Raw genomic sequence first — 21,134 nt, forward strand, 5'->3', positions numbered from 1 at the left:
GCACGCTGTTGAGTTCTCAAGGAACGGACGCTTCCTTTGTACTCACCCTCTCGGGCTTTCCTCCGGGCGCTTCCCTTCGGTCTTTCGTGTTTCCAACCCTACCAGATCCTTTTTCCGTTCCGTTTCCGGTTCGGATTCTGTTTCCGGTGGCCGTTGGAGAGCCTTTGCCTTTCGGCGTGCCACCACTTTAGACCATTCCCTCTGCGGCTCATAATCGAGCCGCTGGATTTCTCTTTCGGACATGCCGAAGGTCGAACCCTTTTGGGGAGATCGATCTAGGTGGTGGATGGCTGCCCCTGGGGTGCCTGGAACGGCAGGCCCAGCTCTTGCAGCTCGGTAGACATTAGGCGGTTCCGCCCCCCACGTCAAGCCCTCCTACGGCGAGGTGCGTGGGCCCGGTACGGGCTCACGGTCGGGTCGCCGTCGATCCAGTAGCGCCAGGGGTGAGTGGCCCCGTCGCCGCCCACGCCCGTGCGGGGGCCGCTGAGGATCTGGCCGGGCGGGACCGGGGCGCCGGTCAGCACGGAGAGGGGGGACCCGGGGCCGGCGCAGGCGTCGGTTCCGTCCAGGGTGCGGTCGACGTCCAGGGCGGTGGCGAGGCGGGCGGGGCCCTTCGCCAGTTCCTTGTCGTATCGGGCCGAGAGCCGACGCCTGCGGGCGAGCTCCTGGCCGACCCGGACCTCACCGGCGCGCAGCAGCACACCGCTCGCGAATCCCTCGGGGCCGCACACCAGGTTCAAGCAGTGCCACATGCCGTAGGTGAAGTAGACGTACGCGTGGCCGGGGGGCCCGAACATCACGGCGTTGCGGGCGGTGCGGCCACGGTAGGCGTGGGAGCCTGGGTCGGCCTCGCCCGCGTACGCCTCCACCTCGGTGAGGCGGAGCTCGATGGGACCGTCGTCCGTCAGGCGTACGAGGGTGCGGCCCAGCAGGTCCGGTGCGACCTCCAGTACGGGGCGGTCGAAGAAGTCTCGCGGCAGCGGCGTACGGTCGGAGCTCTCGATCATGTCGTACGAGCGTACTGGGAACCGGCCGCCGGCCCTTCGCGTATGCGCGTATGTACGGGTCAGGATCCGAAAAGGAGTGAACATGGGGTTCAAGAAGCTGCTCGCGAGCCTGGGGGCGGGGGGTGCGTCGGTCGAGACCGTGCTCACCGAGGCGAACGTGGTGCCCGGTGGGGTCGTCCAGGGTGAGGTGCGCATCCAGGGCGGTTCGGTGGATCAGCGGATCGAGGGGCTGTCCGTCGGTCTGCAGGCGCGGGTCGAGGTCGAGGGCGGTGATCAGGAGGTCAAGCAGGACATCGAGTTCACCAAGGTGCGGCTCGGGGGGGCCTTCGAGGTGAAGGCCGGGGCGGTGCACGTGGTGCCGTTCGGTCTGGACATCCCGTGGGAGACGCCGGTCACGACGATCGCGGGGCAGCACCTGCGCGGGATGGACATCGGGGTGTCGACCGAGCTGGAGATCGCACGGGCGGTGGACTCCAGCGACCTGGACGCGATCAACGTGCATCCGCTTCCTGCGCAGCAGGCGATCCTGGACGCCTTCATCCAGCTGGGCTTCCGCTTCAAGAGCGCGGACATGGAGCGCGGGCACATCCGGGGGACGCGGCAGCGGCTGCCGTTCTACCAGGAGATCGAGTTCCTGCCGCCGCAGCAGTACCGGGGGCTGAACCAGGTGGAGCTGACGTTCGTCGCGGACGAGCGCGAGATGGACGTCGTGCTGGAGATGGACAAGAAGCCGGGCCTGTTCAGTGAGAGCAGCGACTCGTACCGGGCGTTCACGGTGGGGCTCAACGACTTCCACACCACGGACTGGGCCGCCTACCTGAACCAGTGGCTCGCCGATGTGGGTGGGCGCCGGAACTGGCTCTAGGCTCGGCGGGGACCAGCGAGGAACAGCGAGACGGAGGTTCTGACGTGACCGTGGGCAGGGAGAAGAGGGCACCGCTCCCCCACGACTTCCATCCGCAGGTGCCGTCGTTCACCGTGGTGAGCGACGACATCGCGCCGGAAGCCGTACTGGCGGACGGGCAGGTCTATGCCAAGGGGAACACCTCGCCGCAGCTGCGGTGGGAGGGCTTCCCGGCGGAGACCAAGAGCTTCGCCGTGACGTGTTTCGACCCGGACGCGCCGACCGGCAGCGGATTTTGGCACTGGGTGCTGTTCGACATCCCCGCGTCGGTGACCGAGCTGCCGGCGGGTGCGGGAAGCGGGAAGTTCGAGGGGCTCCCCGAGGGGGCGGTGCACGTCCGCAACGACTACGGGTCGAAGGACTTCGGCGGTGCCGCGCCGCCGGCGGGCGAGGACCACCGGTACGTCTTCACCGTCTACGCGGTGGACTCCGAGAAGCTCGGGCCGGACGCGGACGCCTCGCCCGCCGTCGTCGGCTTCAACCTCCGGTTCCACACGCTGGCGCGCGCGCAGCTGATCGGTCATTACGCGGAGCCGGCGGAGAGCTGACCGTTCGCTTTTTGTTTGCCCGCTCCTGGTCTTGGAGAGATCAGGAGCGGGCATCTTTCGTTGCGCACGGATATTGCGTTGTCCAACCCGGCGCGCCCGGCCAGAGTTGGTTCCCAGCCCCAGGCCCGCCACCAAGGGCAGGGCCGGCACACGGGAGGTGGACAGGATGCGGGACACCCTGGTACTCAACGCCAGCTTCGAGCCGCTGTCGACGGTGACGCTCAACCGCGCGGTGGTGCTCGTGCTCCAGGACAAGGCCGTGGTCGAGCAGGAGCATCCCCGGCTGCGCATGCGTGCCGCCGCTGTCGAACTCCCGGTGCCGCGGGTGATCAGGTTGTGCAGGTACGTCAGGGTGCCGTTCCGAAGACAGGCCCCGTGGTCGAGGCGGGGTGTGCTGATCCGGGACCAGCACAGGTGCGCGTACTGCGGAAGGCGCGCGACGACCGTGGACCACGTGGTGCCACGGGCGCAGGGCGGTGGGGACGACTGGCTGAACACGGTGGCGTCCTGCGCGGATGACAATCACCGCAAGGCGGACCGTACTCCGGAGCAGGCGGGGATGCCGCTGCTGCGCGAGCCGTTCATCCCGTCGCCGGCGGACGCGATGCTGCTGGCGCTCGGCGGGCGGGACCGGGCGGGGCTGCCGGACTGGCTGTCCTCCGTGGCCGCGTGAGCCACCGCGGGTGCCGCTGCGGATGATCCCGGCGGCCCGAGGCCCGTCTCGTCGTCGGACCGAGGCGGGCTTCCGTCGTCATGAGGTCATCCCCTGGTGGTCAGTTGGATGATCGCGAGGGTACCGACGACGAGGATCACGCCGCGCAGGGCGGCCGGCGGGAGGCGGCGGCCGACCTTGGCGCCGATCTGGCCGCCGATGGTGGAACCGACGGCGATGAGCAGGACCGCCGTCCAGTCGAAGTGGGCGACGAAGAGGAAGAAGAGCGCGGCGATGGTGTTGACGACCGCCGCGAGGACGTTCTTGGTGGCGTTGAGGCGCTGCATGGTGTCGTGCAGCAGCATGCCCATGAGGGAGAGGTAGATGATCCCCTGGGCGGCGGTGAAGTAGCCGCCGTAGACGCTGGCGAGGAGGAGGCCGGCGAAGAGGAGGGGGCCGCCGTCGGGGTTGCCGCCGCTGCCTTCGCGTTCGCGGCGGTGTCGGACGGCCCGGGAGATGCGGGGTTGCAGCAGCACCAGGACCAGGGCGAGGGCGACCAGGACCGGGACGATGGTCTCGAAGGCGGTGGAGGGCAGGAGGAGGAGCAGTACGGCTCCGCAGAGCCCCCCGGTGGCGGCGGCGGCGCTCAGGCGCAGGATGCGGCGGCGCTGGCCGGCGAGTTCGGCGCGGTAGCCGATGGCCCCGCTGATGGAGCCGGGGATCAGGCCGAGGGCGTTGGAGACGGTGGCGGTGACCGGTGGGAGGCCGGTGGCGACCAGGACCGGGAAGGTGATCAGTGTTCCCGATCCCACGATGGTGTTGATCGTACCGGCGCCGATGCCTGCGGCGAGGACGGCGAGCATCTCCCAGATCGTCACGCTGTGCCCTTCGTGCAGGATCAGTGCTTGCGGGTTCGGTGCTTGGTGCACCGATCATGCACGAAGGGGTGGGGGTGTCAGTCGACCGGGGGTTCTTCGCGGCGCTGTGCCGGGGGGCGGTCCCTGCCGGTGTCGCCGGTGTTGAAGCCGGGGGCGCCGCCGCCGAGGTTGCCGAAGGCGCCGGAGAGGCCCTTGAGGGCGTCGCCGATCTCGCTGGGGACGATCCAGAGCTTGTTGGCGTCGCCTTCGGCGATCTTCGGGAGCATCTGGAGGTACTGGTAGGACAGGAGCTTCTGGTCGGGGTCGCCGGCGTGGATGGCCTCGAAGACCGTGCGGACCGCCTGGGCCTCGCCCTCGGCGCGCAGGGCGGCGGCCTTGGCCTCGCCCTCGGCGCGCAGGATGGCGGACTGCTTCTCGCCCTCGGCGGTGAGGATCTGGGACTGCCGGATGCCTTCGGCGGTGAGGATCGCGGCACGCTTGTCGCGGTCGGCGCGCATCTGCTTCTCCATCGAGTCCTGGATGGAGGTCGGGGGCTCGATGGCCTTGAGCTCGACGCGGTTGACGCGGATGCCCCACTTGCCGGTGGCCTCGTCGAGGACGCCGCGGAGGGCGGCGTTGATCTCCTCGCGGGAGGTGAGGGTGCGCTCCAGGTCCATGCCGCCGATGATGTTGCGGAGGGTGGTGACGGTGAGCTGCTCGATGGCCTGGATGTAGCTGGCGACCTCGTAGGTCGCGGCGCGGGCGTCGGTCACCTGGTAGTAGATGACGGTGTCGATGTTCACGACCAGGTTGTCCTGGGTGATCACCGGCTGGGGCGGGAACGGGACGACCTGTTCGCGCAGGTCGATCCGGTTGCGGATCGAGTCGATGAACGGGACGACGATGTTCAGTCCCGCGTTGAGGGTGCGGGTGTAGCGGCCGAAGCGCTCGACGATGGCGGCGCTGGCCTGCGGGATGACCTGGATCGTCTTGATCAGGGCGATGAAGACGAGCACCACCAGGATGACCAGGACGATGATGACTGATGGCATCGTGTGTTCCCCGTGCCCTTCGCTGCCGGTTGTCTGCCGGTTCGTTGCCGGTCGGTTCGATGATCGAGTTTCGCAGACGGCGGGGCCCTGCGTGCGCCGTTCCGCGGGAGTTGACCAGGTTGCTGTGCCTGACGTTCCATCACATCACTACGGCGGTCGCTCCGTCGATCTCGACCACGTCGACCTGGCGGCCCGGTTCGAAGACCTGGTCGGTGTCGAGGGCGCGGGCGGACCAGATCTCGCCGGCCAGCTTGATGCGGCCACCACTGCCGTCGACGCGTTCGAGGACGACGGCCTGGCGGCCCCTCAGGGCGTCGATGTTGGTGGCGAGTTGGGGCCGCCCGTCGCGGTGGCGGGCCGCGATGGGGCGTACCACCGCGATGAGGGCGACGGAGACGGCGGCGAAGACCACCACCTGGGCGACCACGCCGAAGCCGAGTGCCGCGGTGACGGCCCCGGCGACGGCGCCTACGGACAGCATTCCGAATTCCGGCATCGCGGTCAGGACGAGCGGGATGCCGAGTCCCACCGCGCCGATCAGCCACCAGACCCATGCGTCGATGTCCACGTGGTCATGGTAGGTGCGGGGGTCGGGTCGCCGACAGGGCGCGGTGGGGGCGGGTGCCGGGCCCCTACGACAGCGGCAGACCCTGTGCGGTGTAGCGGTCGCCGACGCGTTCGACGACGAGCGGCAGGCCGAAGCAGTGGGAGAGGTTGCGGGAGGTCAGTTCCATCTCCACCGGTCCGGCGGCGAGCACCTTGCCCTGACGGATCATCAGAACGTGGGTGAAGCCCGGCGGGATCTCCTCCACGTGGTGGGTGACCATGATCATCGAGGGGGCGTACGCGTCGCGGGCGAGGCGGCCGAGACGGCGCACCAGGTCCTCGCGGCCGCCGAGGTCGAGGCCGGCGGCGGGCTCGTCGAGGAGCAGCAGCTCGGGGTCGGTCATCATGGCGCGGGCGATCAGGGTGCGCTTGCGCTCGCCCTCGGAGAGGGTGCCGAAGGTGCGGTCGAGGTACTCGGTCATGCCGAGGCGGTCGAGGAAGGCGCGGGCGCGCTCCTCGTCGACGGCGTCGTAGCGCTCGTGCCAGGTGGCCGTCATGCCGTACGCGGCGGTGAGGACGGTCTGGAGGACGGTCTGCCGCTTGGGCAGCTTCTCGGCCATGGCGATACCGGCCATGCCGATGCGCGGGCGCAGGTCGAAGACGTCGACCTTGCCGAGCTGCTCGCCCAGGATGCGGGCGCTGCCGGAACTCGGGTAGAGGTAGCTGGAGGCGACGTTGAGGAGGGTGGTCTTGCCGGCGCCGTTGGGGCCGAGGATGGCCCAGCGCTCACCTTCCTTGACCGACCAGGAGACGTCTTCCACCAGAGCACGTCCGTCGCGGACCACGGATACGTCCACCAGCTCCAGTACATCGCTCATGAGCGCGTTGTCTCCCCTATGCGGTCGAGTCTCGTCGTCGCTTGCGCCTGTGGGCGAAGCTCCCAGGGGAAAACCTACGCCACCGGTGGCGCGACCCGGTCCTTAGGTCTGCTTTGCCGGTGGTCCGCTGCCCGGTGGTCCACCGCGGGCGGGGTACGGCGGGTGGGGCGCACCAGGGGTGGGGTGGGGGGTGCTGCGGGCCGCGGGTCGCTGTGGCTGCCGTCTCCTTCCGTCCGCCCGTTCCGGCCGGGAGACAGTGCCTAGGGTGGTGGGATGCTTTCGGAACCACGTTCAGGACGGTTGGCCGCATGGGGGAACTCCCTGCTGGCCGGGTTGGTGTCGCCGGATGAGGCCGTGCTCGCGATCGTCGGGGACGACGCCGTGCACCGGGTGGAGGGGCTGCCCGGGGAGGAGGGGCCCGTCGGCCTGACGCTGGCGCTGGGCAGGCTGCGGGCGCTCGGGGTCGCGGGGTGGCGGGTGGCGCTGCCGGCGCCCGGGCACCCACTGGGGCTGAGCGGGCCGCCGGAGTTCAACGCCCGCGCGCTGGAGGCGGAGGAGGCGGTCGTCGGGCACGGGGCGCCTCTCGGCCTCGTACCGGAGGTGTACGAGGCGGGGCCGGACGGCGCGGAGCGTCCGGAGGACGTGCACGTGGAGGTGGTCTGGCACTGCCTGCCGGTGCGGGAGGCGCCGCCGGCGGACGTGCCGTCGCTCGGGGAGGCGGAGCGGGAGCTGGCGGAGGCGCTGCGCGAGGCGACGGTGGTGTTGACGCGGCTGGACGTGGCGGCGTCGGGGCCGGTGGCGGAGGCGGCGCTGGACGCGTACCGGGCGCGGGCGGAGGCGGGGCGCGAGGTGCTGGCGCCCGGGTATCCGCCGCGGGCGGTGCGGGTGCTGGAGCTGGCCCGGCGGGTGGGGCTGCTGGTGTCGCTGGCGTACTCGCCCGCGTACGGCACCGGGGGCGCGCACGGCGGGGCGGTGAGCGCGTCGGAGATGGCGGCCCGCGCGGAGGCGCTGCGGCCGGTGGAGCGGGTGGCCAGGCGGGCGCAGGTGGCGGCGTTCAACGCGTGGGTGGAGGAGCGGGAGCGCGACCGGGGGTGAGCTGGGGGCACCGTGCCGTCGGGGGCCGGTCACTGCCGGGTGGCGGCCCCGCGCGGCGGGTGGCTCAGCCGGTGGGGCGACTGAGCCGGTTCGGCTGCGGGCGGCTCGCCCGGTGGGGACGGCCCCCAGGTGGGGCTGGGGGCCGGGGCGGGCGCGTCCGGACGTCAGTGGTTGACGGCGGTGTTGCCGAAGGCCGGGTTCAGCAGGCCGATCACGTTGACGCTGTTGCCCGAGACGTTCACCGGGACGTGGACCGGGACCTGAACCAGGTTGCCGGAGACGACGCCGGGCGACCCGATGGCCGCGCCGTCCGCGTGGGCACCGCCGGTGGCGGACGCGGCGCCCGCGGCGGCGGCCACGAGTCCACCGGCGACCATGGTGACGGCTGCGGCCTTCTTCAGGTTCTTCACTTGGCACATCCTCCGTTGTCTACCGCCGCGGCGATCACCGCGGCACGCCATGGAGAACGGCCACGCGGCGCCCCGGTTACGCCGAGTGGGTGACGTACACCCGACAGTATGAATGTCGTCCGGGTGGGGTCGCGTGGGTTGACCGGTGTCTCCGGTCAACCGGTCAGGCCGTGGCGCACCGCCCAGAGCGCGGCCTGCGTGCGGTCGGCGAGGTCCAGCTTCATCAGGATGTTGGAGACGTGCGTCTTGACGGTCTTCTCGGAGAGGACCAGGGCCCGGGCGATCTCCCGGTTGGAGCGGCCGTCCGCGATCAGGGCCAGCACCTCGCGCTCGCGTTCGGTGAGGGTGCCGCCCCGGCCCGTGCCGCCGTTCGCCTCCTCCTGGGAGAGGAGCGCCATGGCCACCTCCGGCTGGAGCAGGACGTGGCCCGCGTGCACGGAGCGGATGGCACCGGCCAGCGCGTCCGGGGCGATGTCCTTGTACACGTAGCCCGAGGCGCCCGCCCGCAGCGCGGGGATCACCGTGCGCTGCTCGGTGAAACTGGTGACGATCAGCACCTTGGCGGGGTCGGCCAGCTCGTGCAGCTTGCGCAGGGCCTCGATGCCGTCCATCCCGGGCATCCTGACGTCCATGAGGATCACGTCGGGGCGCAGCTCCTCGGCGCGCTCCACGCCCTCGGCGCCGTCGCTCGCCTCCCCCACGACCTCGATGTCGTCCTGGACCTCCAGGAACGTGCGCAGGCCCCGGCGGACCACCTGGTGGTCGTCGACCAGCAGGACGCGGATGGTCTTGTCAGCCACCGGGGACCTCCATCTCGATCGTGGTGCCCTTCCCGGGCTCGGACTGGACGGTGAGCCTGCCGCCCACGCCGCTCGACCGGTCCCGCATGGAGACGAGGCCGAGGTGGCGGCCCGCCCGCCGGACCGAGCGCGGGTCGAAGCCGCTGCCGTCGTCGGTGACGCTGAGCCGCGCGCCCTGGCCGTGCCGTACGAGGGTCACGGCGACCCGGTCGGCGCCGGAGTGGCGCAGGGCGTTGTGCAGGGCTTCCTGGGCGACCCGGAGCACGGCCTCCTCCTGGGCGGCGGGCAGGGCGCGCACGCCGGAGCTGTCGAAGGTGACGTGGGCGGTGTGGGCGCGGTCCAGGACCTGTATCTGGGTGCGGAGGGTGTGGACCAGGCCGTCCTCGTCGAGCGCGGCGGGGCGCAGTTCGACGACGGCGGCGCGCAGCTCGTCCGCCGCCTCGGCGGCCAGCGCGGCGACCTGCTGGAGCTCGCCCTTGGCGCGGGCCGGGTCGCGGTCGACGAGGGCGGCGGCGGCCTGGGCGGTGAGCCGCAGGGAGAACAGCTTCTGGCTGACCGCGTCGTGCAGCTCGTGGGCGAGCCGGGAGCGCTCCTCGGCGATGGTGAGCTCCCGGCTGCGCTCGTACAGCCGGGCGTTGGTGAGGGCTATCGCGGCGTGCTGGGCGAGGATGCCGAGCAGTTCCTCGTCGTCCTCGGTGAAGCCGCAGCCGCCCTGGGGGGCGGGGCCCTCGGGGCAGCGCTTGTTGGCGAGGAACAGGGCGCCGATCGTCTCGTCGCCGTCGCGGATCGGCAGGCCCAGGAAGTCGGACATGTCGGGGTGGGCGGCGGGCCAGCCCTCGAAGCGGGGGTCCTGGCGGACGTCGGCCAGGCGCTGGGGTTTCGCCTCGTGGAGCATCGCCGCGAGGATGCCGTGCTGGCGCGGCAGGGGGCCGATCGCCTTCCACTGCTCCTCGCCGACGCCGTCCACGACGAACTGGGCGAACCCCCCGTGGTCGTCGGGGACACCCAGGGCCGCGTACTCGGCGTCGAGCAGCTCACGGGCGGAGGCGACGATCGTCATGAGGACGTCGCGGACCTCCAGGTGCCTGCTCATCGCGAGCAGGGCGGTGCTGACGGCGGCGAGGCCGGAGCCGGGCGGTCGATCGGTCATGCGTTCACGTTACCGGCGGGGTGTGACGGCCCGTATCGGACCGGGGACGGCGGTCCCCCGGGACGGAGGGCCTAGGTCGAAGTGCCCCGGAGGTCCGGGCTCGGGGCCGAGGCGGGAGGCGGCGGGCCGGCTCCAGGCTGGCGGCATCGGTTTTCCGCGCTGTGCGAGGGGATGGGTGTCATGGCTGTCGCGATCATCACGGGTGCTTCGAAGGGGCTGGGGCGGGCGCTTGCCGTCGCGCTGGCCCGGCGGGGGTGGGATCTGGTGCTGGACGCCAGGACCGGCCCCGTACTGGAGGAGAGCGCGCGCGAGGTGCGGGCGCACGGGACGCGGGTGGTGGCGCTGCGGGGCGACGTCACGGACGGGTGGCACCGGGCGGCGCTGGTGGCGGCCGCGCGGGAGCTGGGCGGGCTGGACCTGCTGGTGAGCAATGCGAGCGCGCTGGGCGCCGAGCCGCTGGTGCGGCTGGAAGCGCTGCCGCTGGAGGGGTTGCGGGCGGCGCTGGAGACCAACGTGGTGGGTGCCCTCGGTCTCGTACAGGAGGCGCTGCCGCTGCTGCGGGCGAGCGGGGCCGGGGCGGTGATCGCGGTCAGTTCCGACGCGGCGGCGGAGGCGTACGGGACGTGGGGCGGCTACGGGGCGTCGAAGGCGGCAATGGACCAGCTGGCGGCGGTCCTGGCGGTCGAGGAGCCGGGGCTGCGGGTGTGGGCGGTCGACCCGGGCGACATGCGGACGGACCTGTACCGGGCCGCCGTCCCGGTGGACGACGACTCGGACCGTCCCCGTCCGGAGTCGGTGGTGCCGGGATTCCTGCGGCTGCTGGCGGAGCGGCCGGCGAGCGGGCGGTACGTGGCGCCCGCGCTCCTGGGGGTGGGCGCGTGAGCGTGTCGATGGCCCTGCGGGTGCCCGACGAGCTGTCCGCGCGGGTGCCGGCCGAGGAGCGGGGCTCGGGGCGGGACGACGTACGGCTGATGGTGTCGCGCGGGGTCGCGGTGTCGCACCACGCGTTCCGGGAGCTGCCGGGGCTGCTGCGGGCGGGTGACGTGCTGGTGGTGAACACGTCGCCGACGCTGGCCGCCGCGGTGACGGGGCGGCTCGGTGGGGACGGTGGCTCCTCGGTGGTCGTGCACTTCTCCACGCGCGGGGACGACGGCCGGTGGGCGGTGGAGCTGCGGGACCCGGACGGGCGGGGCAGCACGCGTCCGCGGCGCGGGGGGCCGGCGGGTGCCGTGGTGCGGTTGCCGGGCGGGGGGCGGCTGGTGCTGGAGGAGCCGCTGGTGGCCGCCGGCGCGCCGGGGTCGGCGCGGCTGTGGTGGGCTTCGGTGTCGGTGGGTGTGCCGGGGTTGCTGGCGGGGTACGGGCGTCCCATCCGGTACGGGTACACGGAGCGGGACCAGCCGCTGGCCGCGTACCAGACGGTCTTCGCGCGGCCGTGCCCGGACGGCTCGGGTTCGGCGGAGATGCCGAGCGCGGCGCGGCCCTTCACGGCGGGCACGGTGGCGGAGCTGGTGAGCCGGGGCGTGCAGTTCGCGCCGGTGACGCTGCATACGGGGGTGGCGTCCGCGGAGGCGCACGAGCCGCCGTACCCGGAGCGCTTCGAGGTGCCGGAGGCGTCCGCGTGGCTGGTCGGCGCGGCCCGGGCGGGGGGCGGGCGGATCGTGGCCGTGGGGACGACGGCGGTGCGCGCGCTGGAGTCCGCGGCCGGGGACGACGGGGTGGTGCGCCCGGCGTCGGGCTGGACCGACCTGGTGGTGACGCCCGGGCGCGGGGTGCGCGTCGTGGACGGTCTGCTGACCGGGCTGCACGAGCCGGAGGCGTCGCATCTGCTGATGCTGGAGGCGGTGGCGGGGCGGGCGGCACTGGGGCGGGCGTACGCCGAGGCGCTGAGGCGGCGCTACCTCTGGCACGAGTTCGGCGACGTCCATCTCCTCCTGCCGGAGGAGGGTCCTCACTGAGCGCATTGCTCGTGCAACAGATGGTGAGACCGCTGGGTGTCCGATGTGAGCCCGCACATAGGACCCAGGTCACTTACGAAGTCGGCTAGTGGTGCGGATAAGGATGGGATGAGTGCTGGTGGAGCGGGTGCGCGGCGGGTCGGGAGGCGCTCTCCGGCACCCGCTGATCCACTATCCGGCTTCGTACGTCACACCTTTGCCCCAGGATTTTGCTGCCGCTAAGAATTGCATCCGTCGCCCGCCGAGCAGGCGAAGCGCCGCCCTGGCCTTGCGACGTCCCGCGATTCGAAGAGGTACGACTGCATGTCCGTGTTCAGCACCCGCCCCGGCTTCAGCCGTCTCAAGAAGAACCACAAGCTTTCCCTGGCCGGCGCCGCCACGCTGAGCGCCGCCGCGCTCGCGTTCTCCGCCGTTCCGGGCAACGACGCCGCCGCCGAGACGGAGCCGCAGACCGTCGCCGCCGTCGCCGCCGCTCCGGTCGCGCTGGTGAACACCCAGAGCAAGCCGCTGCACCTCGGCATCACCGAGCAGCAGACCACCATCGAGCTGAAGGCCAAGGCCGACGCCGCCGCGAAGGCCAAGGCCGCCGCCGCCAAGGCTAAGGCCGCCGCGAAGGCCAAGGCCGCCGCCAAGGCGAAGGCCGAGGCCGCCGCGGAGAAGCGCGCCGCCGCCAAGGCCGCCGCGAGCCGCGCCGCCGCCCGCAAGCCGATGTTCGCCGACAACCTCGACGGCTGGATCCGCGAGGCGCTCTTCATCATGAAGAAGCACAACATCCCGGGTACCTACGAGGGCATCCACCGCAACATCATGCGGGAGTCCAGCGGTAACCCGCGGGCCATCAACAACTGGGACATCAACGCCATCAACGGTGTCCCGTCGAAGGGCCTGCTGCAGGTCATCTACCCGACCTTCAAGACCTACCACGTGCCGGGCACCAAGTTCGACCAGTACGACCCGGTCGCCAACATCGTCGCCGCCTGCAACTACGCGGCCGACCGCTACGGCTCCATGGACAACGTGAACAGCGCCTACTGAGCCGGCGCCCGCCGGCCGGTCCGGCCGGTTCGCAGACGCCGGAGGGCGGCACCCCGCACGGGGTGCCGCCCTCCGGCGTGTGCGTCAGCGCGTATCGCGTGCCTACTTGCGCATGACCTCCGGCTCGTGGCGGCGCAGCAGGCGCGCCACGATCACGCCGCAGAGGGCGCCGAGCGCCAGGAGCGCGCCCATGTCGACCAGCCACTGGACCACCTCGTGGTCCCACAGCGGGTCCGTCTCGGTGGGGTCGTCCTGGTTGGGGAACAGCACGTTCAGCTGCGCGGTGGTGCCGGCGGCGGCGACGGCCCAGCGGGACGGCATCAGGTACGAGAACTCGTTGACGCCGACCTGGCCGTGCAGGGTGAACAGGCAGCCGGTGAAGACCACCTGGATGATCGCGAACATCACCAGCAGCGGCATGGTCTTCTCGGCGGTCTTCACCAGCGAGGAGATGATCAGGCCGAACATCATCGAGGTGAACCCGAGCGCCATGATCGGCAGGCTCAGTTCGAGCCGGACCAGGGACGAGCCGAAGAGCAGGCCCTCGTCGGGGACCTCACGCATCCCGAAGCCGATGCCGCCGATGATCGCGCCCTGCACGACGGTGATCAGACCGAGGACGATCACCTTGGACATCAGGTACGCCGAACGCGACAGGCCCGTGGCCCGTTCCCGTTCGTAGATCACCCGTTCCTTGATCAGCTCTCGTACGGAGTTGGCGGCGCCGGCGAAGCACGCGCCGACGGCCAGGATCAGCAGGATCGTCGCCGCGCTGCCGTTCGGGCCCCGGGGGCTCGGCCGGAGCCCGTAGTTCGAGCTGATCAGGGTGGAGACCACGCCGAGGACCGCGGGCAGGATCACCATCAGCGCCATGAAGCCCTTGTCGGAGGCGATGACGGAGAGGTAGCGGCGGATCAGGGTCCACAGCTGCGCGCCCCAGCCCTGCGGCTTGGGCGGGCGCATGGCCTGGGCCGGCGGCATCTGCACGGACTGGGCGGCGACGGAGTCGATGTCCGCGGCGTACATCTGGTAGTGCTGCGAGCCCTTCCAGCGGCCCGCCCAGTCGTAGTCGCGGTAGTTCTCGAACGCGGAGAAGACGTCGGCCCACGTGTCGTAGCCGAAGAAGTTGAGCGCCTCCTCCGGCGGGCCGAAGTACGCCACCGATCCGCCGGGCGCCATCACCAGCAGCTTGTCGCAGAGCGCCAGCTCGGCCACGGAGTGGGTGACGACGAGGACCGTGCGGCCGTCGTCGGCCAGGCCGCGCAGCAGCTGCATGACGTCGCGGTCCATACCCGGGTCGAGACCCGAGGTGGGCTCGTCCAGGAAGATCAGCGACGGCTTCGTCAGCAGCTCCAGCGCCACGGAGACGCGCTTGCGCTGGCCGCCGGAGAGGGCGGTGATCTTCTTGGTCTTGTGGATGTCCAGCTTCAGCTCGCGCAGGACCTCGTCGATCCGCGCCTCGCGCTCCTGGACGGTGGTGTCCGCGGGGAAGCGGAGCTTCGCGGCGTACCTGAGCGCGGTGCGGACGGTCAGCTCCTTGTGCAGGATGTCGTCCTGCGGGACCAGACCGATGCGCTGACGGAGTTCGGCGAACTGCTTGTACAGGTTCCGGTTGTCGTAGAGGACGTCGCCCTGGTTGGCGGGGCGGTAACCGGTGAGCGCCTTCAGCAGCGTCGACTTGCCGGAGCCGGACGGGCCGATGACCGCGACCAGCGACTTCTCCGGGACGCCGAACGAGACGTCCTTGAGGATCTGCTTGCCGCCGTCGACCGTGACGGTGAGGTGGCGGGCCGAGAACGAGACCTCACCGGTGTCGACGAACTCCTCGAGCCGGTCGCCGACGAGCCGGAACGTCGAGTGACCGACGCCGACAATGTCGTTCGGGCCGATGAGCGCCGAGCCGGACTTGGCGAGCGGCTGGCCGTTGACGTACGTGCCGTTGTGCGAGCCGAGGTCACGGATCTCGAAGCGGCCGTCGGGTGTGGCGTGGAACTCGGCGTGGTGGCGCGAGACCTGGAGGTCGGAGACGACCAGTTCGTTCTCGAGCGCACGACCGATGCGCATGACGCGGCCGAGGGCCAGCTGGTGGAAGGTGGTGGGGCTGCGCTCGGCGTGGACCGGCGCGGCCATCGGGGCGCTGCCGCCGGGGGCCGGGGCCTGCTGCGCGAGCTGCTCGGCCGGGCCGGGCTGCTGGTGCGGGACGTGCGGCTGGGCCGGCCCCTGCGCCTGGTGGGGCTGCTGGGCCTGGTGGGGCTGCTGAGGCCAGCCCTGCTGCTGCGGCTGCTGGTGCGGGGCGGCCGGGGCCTGCTGCTGCCAGGGCTGCTGCGGCGGCGCCTGGTGGGCGGCGGCCTGCTGGGCCTGGGCCTGCGGAGCGGCGGCCGGGGCGCTGTAGGCGCCCGCTCCGGCCGCGGCGTCGGTCAGGCTCACCCGGGGACCGTCGGTCGCGTTGCCGAGGTGCACGGCGGAGCCGGGGCCGATCTCCAGCTGGTGGATCCGCTGGCCCTGCACATACGTGCCGTTGGTGGAGCCGTGGTCCTCGATGACCCAACTGCGGCCGTTCCAGCCGACCGTGGCATGCCGCCACGAGACCCTTGCGTCGTCGATCACCAGGTCGCCCTGCGGATCACGTCCGAGGGTGTACGACCTGGACGGATCGAGAGTCCAGGTCCTGCCGTTCAATTCCAGTACGAGTTCCGGCACTCCATGCCCCACTACTTGTCCCCCGAGTTCCCCCCGTCGCAGGGAGTCTAGGGATGGCGAACATCGTGAGGAACTATTTCAGGCCCGGGACCGTAATCGAAAGTCGGGCGGTGTGAAGAGAGCGCACAGGCGCTCCGGCACCCTGCCTCCCCGAGTCGGCGACCCGGCTGAAATGCACCCGGAGAGCGGCAAGTACCCATGAGTGGGTACGGATCAGACATGATCCGGGCAACTCGGTACGCAAGGTGGGCTCTTCGATGGTCCTGGTCCTCGAGAAGGACAGGCACGGAGGCAGTCGGCGGGGCGATGTGATCCTGGCCTCGATCGCCACCGGGAGGGGCGGCGACGCGGCCAGGGCGGGTGTCGGGGCAGCGGGACGGCGGGCGGTCCGGTGACGCCGGCGGGCGCCGCGAACGTGTGCCGCGGCCGTGCGGGAGAGCGGGGAGCGGGGAGCGGGTGGGGAGCGGGAGCGGGTGGGGAGCGGGTGGGCGCGGCCGCGTCCGGCCGGGCGCGGGCGACGCGGTCCCGTGCGGGCGGCGGGGGGTGCGGCGTATCGGCCGCCCGGCCCCGGTGGGCCGCCCGAGCGAGAGGCGCGGTGGCGGATGGGCGGGGTTCCGGCCGAGGCGGGGCGACCCGAGGGGGCGGGCGGTGGGGTCCGCCGGGACGCTCGCGGGCGGACGGGTGTCCGGTACTCGGGACAGGGCGCGCCCGACCGCGTGGGGGCCGATACGGTGGGGGGACCATGAGCGCATCGCAGACCTCCGACGTTCCCACCCTTCTCGTCAAGATCTTCGGGAAGGACCGCCCAGGGATCACCGCCGGGCTGTTCGACACCCTGGCCGCCTTCTCCGTCGACGTGATCGACATCGAACAGGTCGTGACCCGTGGCCGCATCGTTCTGTGCGCGCTCGTCACGAAGCCGACCGTGAGCAGCGAGGGGGAGCTGCGGGCCACCGTGCACAGCTGGGCGGAGTCCCTCAAGCTCCAGGCGGAGATCATCTCCGGTACGGGTGACAACCGGCCGCGCGGATCGGGGCGCTCGCACGTCACGGTTCTCGGGCACCCGCTGACGGCCGAGGACACCGCGGCCATAGCGGCCTCGATCACCGGGACGGGCGGGAACATCGACCGTATCTTCCGGCTGGCGAAGTACCCGGTGACCGCTGTGGAGTTCGCGGTGTCGGGTACGGAGACGGCGCCCCTGCGCACCGCGCTGGCCCGGCAGGCGCATGAGATCGGCGTGGACGTGGCGGTGGTGTCGGCGGGTCTGCATCGCAGGGCACAGCGGCTGGTCGTCATGGACGTGGACTCGACGCTCATCCAGGACGAGGTGATCGAGCTCTTCGCGGCGCACGCGGGCTGCGAGGAGCAGGTCGCCGAGGTGACGGCGCGGGCCATGCGGGGCGAGCTGGATTTCGAGCAGTCGCTGCACGCGCGCGTGGCGCTGCTCGCCGGGCTGGACGAGTCGGTGGTGGACAAGGTGCGGTCCGAGGTCAGGCTGACCTCCGGGGCCCGCACCCTGATCCGTACGCTCAAGCGGCTCGGCTACCAGGTCGGTGTGGTGTCGGGCGGGTTCACGCAGGTCACGGACGACCTGAAGGTGCGGCTGGGACTGGACTTCGCGTCGGCCAACACGCTGGAGATCGTGGACGGCAAGCTGACCGGCCGGGTCACCGGCGAGGTGGTCGACCGGGCCGGGAAGGCGCGGCTGCTGCGGCGATTCGCCGCCGAGGCCGGCGTACCGCTCGCGCAGACCGTGGCGATCGGTGACGGCGCCAACGATCTGGACATGCTGAACACGGCCGGTCTGGGCGTGGCCTTCAACGCCAAGCCGATGGTGCGGAAGGCGGCGCACACCGCCGTCAACGTGCCGTTCCTGGACACCGTGCTGTACCTGCTGGGCATCACGCGCGAAGAGGTCGAGGCGGCGGACGCCGACCAGGACTAGGTCGTGTCCGCGAAATCTCGCCCGGTCGGCGGGGCCCCCGCCGGACGAAGGCCCGGACACCCCTCGGATGTCTGGGCCTTCTCCACGGGCGTACGGGCAGGGGGCCTACTCGTGGGGCGCCCAGTACCTGAGCAGGGTGCCCACGCCGTGCTCCACGGACTTCCAGGAGCCGCCGAAGCCGACGACGGCGAAGGCGGAGGTCGGGAAGCCGCCCCGGTTCATCCGCGCCAGGGTGTCGCCCTCGGCCTGGCCGGCGAGGGCGTCGGCGACGGCGTGCATGCCGGGGTTGTGTCCGATGACGAGAAGGTCGTTCACGTCCTCCGGCGTCTCGTTGAGCAGAGCGATGATCTCCCCGGGTGAGGCTTCGTAGAGCCGCTCCTCGTACACGGTCCTGGGCCGCTGCGGCAGCTCGTGCACCGCCAGCTTCCATGTCTCGCGGGTCCTGGCCGCGGTCGAGCAGAGGGCCAGGTCGAAGGTGATTCCGGTCTCGGCGAGCCGTCGGCCCGCCACGGGGGCGTCCTTGCGGCCTCGCTCCGCGAGCGGGCGCTCGTGGTCGGACACCTGGGGCCAGTCGGCCTTCGCATGCCGGAGTAGCACGATCCTGCGGGGTGTATCGGCGCTCATGCTCACCAGCTTCGCATGAAACACGCCACGGGGCGGTGGGTGTTGACCACCTCGCCCGCCTACCGTGCGAGCGTGTGCCGGATCTGCTCCAGGATCCGGCCGACCGCCGGGTCACCCCCCGTCGCGTGCGCCTCACCACCCCCGGCTATCAGCCCGAAGAGCACGGCGAAGGCGAGCACGGGCAGCGCCACCGCCCACCACGGGAGCCGGGCGACGGCGACGGTGCCGACACGACCGCCGGCGCCGCTGCCGCCGCCGACGGTGGCGTGCGCGTGCGTCCGCCGCTGGTACGTACGGGCCGACATGACCGCCTCCGTGTGGGTCCGTGGTGCCGGGTCGAGGTGGCTTCCACGGTACGGATCATGGGCGGCCCGGCCCATCCGGCAGACCACCCACGTGACCCTGACCCTGGCCCCCTAGGGGATACGGGGGCCAGCCCCGTCCCGGGGCGCGCGGGCGGCCCGGAGGGGCTGCCGGGTCACGGCGAGGCGAGGGTGGCGATGATGCCGATGACCACGCCGATCGCCAGCATCGTGCCGAGCACGACGAGGAGCTTCTTCTGGCCGTTCTGGGGATTCGGGTCGAGCACAGGCTGCATGGGCCCAGTCTCGCACCTCAGGTTTCGTCCTCGATCGTCCGGTCCCGTCCGGCGATGATCCCCACGATCATCTGCGGCACCATCAGCCCCATCATCAGCGCGAGCGGGGTGCCCCAGCCGCCGCTGTGCTCGTAGAGGGCGCCCACCAGGGTCGGTCCGGGGATGGAGATGAGGTAGCCGACGCTCTGGGCGAAGGCGGAGAGCCGGACGACGCCGCCACCGGTCCGCGACCGCATGCCGATCATGGTGAGGGCGAGCGGGAAGGCGCAGTTGGAGACACCGAGCAGGAGCGCCCAGGCCCAGGCGCCGGCCGCCGGGGCGAAGTGCAGACCGGCGTACCCGCTCAGGCCGCACAGGCCGAGGACGACCACGATGGGGCCCTGGTTCCTCATGCGGGTGGCGAGCCGGGGGATGACGAAGGCGAGCGGCACGCCCATCACCATGGTCACCGCGAGCAGGACACCGGCGGTACCGGCGGAGACCCCGGCGTCCCGGAAGATCTGCGGCATCCAGCCCATGGTGATGTAGGCGCCGGTGGCCTGGAGCCCGAAGAAGCAGCCGAGCGCCCAGGCCGTACGGCTGCGGGTGATCCGCAGCGCGGGGGCGGCCTCCGCGGTCCCGCCGCTCACGGCCCCGGCGCCCGCGCCCGTCTCCGTACCCGCCCCCGGCTGCGTACCCGCGCCGCCGTCACGGCGGCGGACGAGCGGGAGCCAGGCCACCACGGCGAGGGCGCCCAGCGCGGCCCACACGCCCAGGCCGGCGCGCCAGCTGCCGCCGAGGGCGTCCGTCACGGGCACGGTCGCGGCGGCGGCCAGGGAGGTGCCGAGGGCGAGGGCCATGGAGTACAGGCCGGTCATGGTGCCGACGCGGTCGGGGAAGTACCGCTTGACGATCACCGGCATCAGGACGTTGCTGACGGCGATGCCCATCAGGGCGAGGGCGCTGGCGGCCAGGAAGGCGACCGTACCGCCGGTGAAGGGGCGGACGACCAGGCCGGCCGTGATGGCCACCATGCCGGCGAACACGACGGCACCCGGGCCGAAGCGGCGGGCGAGCCGGGGGGCGGTGATACCGAAGACGGCGAAGCAGAGCGGTGGTACGGAGGTGAGGACACCGGCGACTCCACCACTCATGTGCAGCCCCGTCCGCACCTCCTCCAGGAGGGCGCCGAGGCTGGTGATGGCGGGGCGGAGGTTCAGCGCGGCGAGCACGAGCCCGACGATCAGGAGCCGGGTGAGCCAGACCGTCCCGGGCTGTTTCGGAGCGGCTCCCGCGGGGGCAGGCGCCGGGGGACGGACTCTGGTGGGCGTCTGGGCGGAGGTCTGCGGCTCGTCGGACATGAACCCATCATAGAATCATGGGATGATTGGCTGTCCAATCCTCCGCACGAGGACCCTCTCCAGGAGCCAAGGAGCACCATGGCGCTCAGCTCTCCCCGCCGGTCCGCGCTGTCCGACCAGGTGATCGCCGAGCTACGGAACCAGATCACCTCGGGCGAGTGGCCGGTCGGCTCCCGGATCCCCACCGAGCCGGAGCTGGTCGAGCAACTCGGGGTCGCCCGCAACACCGTCCGCGAGGCGGTCCGGGCGCTCGCGCACAACGGCCTGCTGGACATCCGGCAGGGCTCGGGCACCTACGTCGTCGCGACCAGCGAACTGGCCGGGGTGATGCACCGGCGGTTCGCGGCGGCCGACCCCCGGCACATCGCCGAGCTGCGCTCGACCCTGGAGTCCTCCGCCGCCCGCCTGGCCGCCGAGCGGCGCACGGAGCGGGACATGAGGCAGCTCGACGCCCTCCTGGCACGGCGCGAGGAGGCCTGGGAGGCGGGCGACGCGGAGCGGTTCGTGGCGGCCGACGCGACGTTCCACCTCGCCGTGGTCGCCGCCTCGCACAACGAGGTCATGTCCGAGCTCTACGCCGACCTGGGGCACCTCCTGCGGGACTGGCTGCGCGACGACGTCGGCCAGGACCTGCGGCCGGAGAACCACATGGACCACGCGCGGCTGGTGGAGGCCATCAGGGCCGGCGACGCCGACGCGGCGGCCTCGGAGGCTGCCGGCTACCCGTTCGTGTGCCTCAGTGGCGATCGGGCACCGGCTGGTGACTGATCCAGGCCTCGCGGACCTCTTTCCAGCAGCGCTGGGTCAGCTCCGCGTAGGCCGTGGGCCCCACCTCGACGGCCGCGCTGTCGGAGTCGATGTCCCACCACCGGGCGCACTCGACGTGCAGCTGGACGCGGTCGGCGCCGGGGTTGGGGTTGTGGCAGTACGCGGTGACGCGGGAGCCCTCGACGGAGGTACGGCACGAGGCGAGGTACTCCTCCTTCTCGGCGGCGTGGGTGTGGGCGCCGATCGCGAGCCCCGACAACAGGGCCG

Annotated in this window: 23 protein-coding genes; 9 read left to right on the top strand and 14 right to left on the bottom strand. The window is 71.9% G+C overall.

What is annotated here, in order from left to right; all coding sequences use genetic code 11:
* Positions 1-365: 365 nt before the first annotated feature.
* Positions 366-1,007, bottom strand: a complete 642-nt coding sequence (locus tag AC07DW_RS07775; RefSeq protein WP_478856733.1) for a DNA-3-methyladenine glycosylase — start codon at positions 1,005-1,007, stop codon at positions 366-368.
* 82 nt (positions 1,008-1,089) lie between these two features.
* Between AC07DW_RS07775 and AC07DW_RS07780 the strand changes: the two genes are divergently transcribed.
* The 3 genes from AC07DW_RS07780 (at position 1,090) to AC07DW_RS07790 (ending at position 3,132) form a co-directional block, all read left to right on the top strand.
* On the top strand, positions 1,090-1,872 hold the full coding sequence (locus AC07DW_RS07780; protein WP_478856734.1) for a sporulation protein: 783 nt from the start codon (positions 1,090-1,092) through the stop codon (positions 1,870-1,872).
* 50 nt (positions 1,873-1,922) lie between these two features.
* Positions 1,923-2,459 carry a YbhB/YbcL family Raf kinase inhibitor-like protein gene (locus AC07DW_RS07785; RefSeq protein WP_478857010.1) on the top strand — a complete coding sequence of 179 codons (537 nt, stop codon included), beginning with the start codon at positions 1,923-1,925 and terminating at the stop codon, positions 2,457-2,459.
* A gap of 166 nt (positions 2,460-2,625) precedes the next feature.
* Complete coding sequence (locus AC07DW_RS07790; RefSeq protein ID WP_478856735.1) at positions 2,626-3,132, top strand: HNH endonuclease; 507 nt, start codon at positions 2,626-2,628, stop codon at positions 3,130-3,132.
* An 86-nt stretch (positions 3,133-3,218) separates the two neighbouring features.
* Here AC07DW_RS07790 and AC07DW_RS07795 read toward each other — a convergent pair whose 3' ends face one another.
* From AC07DW_RS07795 to AC07DW_RS07810, 4 genes are all read right to left on the bottom strand, one after another.
* On the bottom strand, positions 3,219-3,989 hold the full coding sequence (locus AC07DW_RS07795) for a sulfite exporter TauE/SafE family protein (RefSeq protein WP_478856736.1): 771 nt from the start codon (positions 3,987-3,989) through the stop codon (positions 3,219-3,221).
* A 77-nt stretch (positions 3,990-4,066) separates the two neighbouring features.
* Positions 4,067-5,020 (bottom strand): SPFH domain-containing protein, encoded by a 954-nt coding sequence (locus AC07DW_RS07800; RefSeq protein ID WP_478856737.1) that lies wholly within the window; start codon positions 5,018-5,020, stop codon positions 4,067-4,069.
* Positions 5,021-5,159: 139 nt separating this feature from the next.
* Complete coding sequence (locus tag AC07DW_RS07805; RefSeq protein ID WP_478856738.1) at positions 5,160-5,588, bottom strand: NfeD family protein; 429 nt, start codon at positions 5,586-5,588, stop codon at positions 5,160-5,162.
* A gap of 64 nt (positions 5,589-5,652) precedes the next feature.
* On the bottom strand, positions 5,653-6,444 hold the full coding sequence (locus AC07DW_RS07810) for an ABC transporter ATP-binding protein (RefSeq protein WP_478856739.1): 792 nt from the start codon (positions 6,442-6,444) through the stop codon (positions 5,653-5,655).
* A 273-nt stretch (positions 6,445-6,717) separates the two neighbouring features.
* Here AC07DW_RS07810 and AC07DW_RS07815 point away from each other — a divergent pair, with 273 nt between their 5' ends.
* The gene (locus AC07DW_RS07815; RefSeq protein ID WP_478856740.1) at positions 6,718-7,539 is read left to right on the top strand and encodes a hypothetical protein; all 822 of its coding nucleotides are present in this window, start codon (positions 6,718-6,720) and stop codon (positions 7,537-7,539) included.
* Positions 7,540-7,703: 164 nt separating this feature from the next.
* Here the strand turns inward: AC07DW_RS07815 and AC07DW_RS07820 are convergent, their stop codons facing one another.
* From AC07DW_RS07820 to AC07DW_RS07830, 3 genes are all read right to left on the bottom strand, one after another.
* Positions 7,704-7,949, bottom strand: coding sequence for a chaplin (locus tag AC07DW_RS07820; protein WP_478856741.1), 246 nt, complete (start codon positions 7,947-7,949; stop codon positions 7,704-7,706).
* A 155-nt stretch (positions 7,950-8,104) separates the two neighbouring features.
* A complete protein-coding gene (locus AC07DW_RS07825) occupies positions 8,105-8,749 on the bottom strand; it encodes a response regulator (RefSeq protein WP_478856742.1) in 645 nt (214 codons plus the stop codon).
* Positions 8,742-9,899: a GAF domain-containing sensor histidine kinase gene (locus AC07DW_RS07830; RefSeq protein ID WP_478856743.1), complete on the bottom strand. Its 1,158-nt coding sequence runs from the start codon at positions 9,897-9,899 to the stop codon at positions 8,742-8,744. The genes AC07DW_RS07825 and AC07DW_RS07830 overlap by 8 nt, the downstream gene beginning before the upstream one ends.
* Positions 9,900-10,079: 180 nt before the next feature.
* Between AC07DW_RS07830 and AC07DW_RS07835 the strand changes: the two genes are divergently transcribed.
* From AC07DW_RS07835 to AC07DW_RS07845, 3 genes are all read left to right on the top strand, one after another.
* The gene (locus AC07DW_RS07835; protein ID WP_478856744.1) at positions 10,080-10,781 is read left to right on the top strand and encodes an SDR family NAD(P)-dependent oxidoreductase; all 702 of its coding nucleotides are present in this window, start codon (positions 10,080-10,082) and stop codon (positions 10,779-10,781) included.
* An 8-nt stretch (positions 10,782-10,789) separates the two neighbouring features.
* Positions 10,790-11,854, top strand: coding sequence for an S-adenosylmethionine:tRNA ribosyltransferase-isomerase (locus AC07DW_RS07840; protein WP_478857011.1), 1,065 nt, complete (start codon positions 10,790-10,792; stop codon positions 11,852-11,854).
* A 303-nt stretch (positions 11,855-12,157) separates the two neighbouring features.
* Entirely contained in the window at positions 12,158-12,889 is a 732-nt protein-coding gene (locus tag AC07DW_RS07845) for a transglycosylase SLT domain-containing protein (protein ID WP_478856745.1), read from the top strand.
* Positions 12,890-12,991: 102 nt separating this feature from the next.
* Here AC07DW_RS07845 and AC07DW_RS07850 read toward each other — a convergent pair whose 3' ends face one another.
* Positions 12,992-15,589 (bottom strand): ABC transporter ATP-binding protein/permease, encoded by a 2,598-nt coding sequence (locus AC07DW_RS07850; protein WP_478856746.1) that lies wholly within the window; start codon positions 15,587-15,589, stop codon positions 12,992-12,994.
* 742 nt (positions 15,590-16,331) lie between these two features.
* Between AC07DW_RS07850 and serB the strand changes: the two genes are divergently transcribed.
* Entirely contained in the window at positions 16,332-17,537 is a 1,206-nt protein-coding gene (gene serB / locus AC07DW_RS07855; protein ID WP_478856747.1) for a phosphoserine phosphatase SerB, read from the top strand.
* Positions 17,538-17,642: 105 nt separating this feature from the next.
* Here the strand turns inward: serB and AC07DW_RS07860 are convergent, their stop codons facing one another.
* The 4 genes from AC07DW_RS07860 to AC07DW_RS07875 all read right to left on the bottom strand — a co-directional run bounded on the left by AC07DW_RS07860 (position 17,643) and on the right by AC07DW_RS07875 (position 20,099).
* Entirely contained in the window at positions 17,643-18,161 is a 519-nt protein-coding gene (locus AC07DW_RS07860; RefSeq protein WP_478856748.1) for a SixA phosphatase family protein, read from the bottom strand.
* Between the two features lie 59 nt (positions 18,162-18,220).
* Positions 18,221-18,466 carry a hypothetical protein gene (locus AC07DW_RS07865; RefSeq protein WP_478856749.1) on the bottom strand — a complete coding sequence of 82 codons (246 nt, stop codon included), beginning with the start codon at positions 18,464-18,466 and terminating at the stop codon, positions 18,221-18,223.
* A 173-nt stretch (positions 18,467-18,639) separates the two neighbouring features.
* Positions 18,640-18,759: an SGM_5486 family transporter-associated protein gene (locus AC07DW_RS07870; protein WP_478856750.1), complete on the bottom strand. Its 120-nt coding sequence runs from the start codon at positions 18,757-18,759 to the stop codon at positions 18,640-18,642.
* A gap of 17 nt (positions 18,760-18,776) precedes the next feature.
* Positions 18,777-20,099: a CynX/NimT family MFS transporter gene (locus AC07DW_RS07875; RefSeq protein WP_478856751.1), complete on the bottom strand. Its 1,323-nt coding sequence runs from the start codon at positions 20,097-20,099 to the stop codon at positions 18,777-18,779.
* A gap of 78 nt (positions 20,100-20,177) precedes the next feature.
* Between AC07DW_RS07875 and AC07DW_RS07880 the strand changes: the two genes are divergently transcribed.
* On the top strand, positions 20,178-20,867 hold the full coding sequence (locus tag AC07DW_RS07880) for a FadR/GntR family transcriptional regulator (RefSeq protein ID WP_478856752.1): 690 nt from the start codon (positions 20,178-20,180) through the stop codon (positions 20,865-20,867).
* Here the strand turns inward: AC07DW_RS07880 and AC07DW_RS07885 are convergent.
* The gene (locus AC07DW_RS07885; RefSeq protein ID WP_478857012.1) at positions 20,836-21,129 is read right to left on the bottom strand and encodes a hypothetical protein; all 294 of its coding nucleotides are present in this window, start codon (positions 21,127-21,129) and stop codon (positions 20,836-20,838) included. The two genes, AC07DW_RS07880 and AC07DW_RS07885, sit on opposite strands and share 32 nt — an antisense overlap.
* Positions 21,130-21,134: the final 5 nt, after the last annotated feature.

The sequence above is a fragment of the Streptomyces sp. NPDC045701 genome (assembly GCF_056432045.1).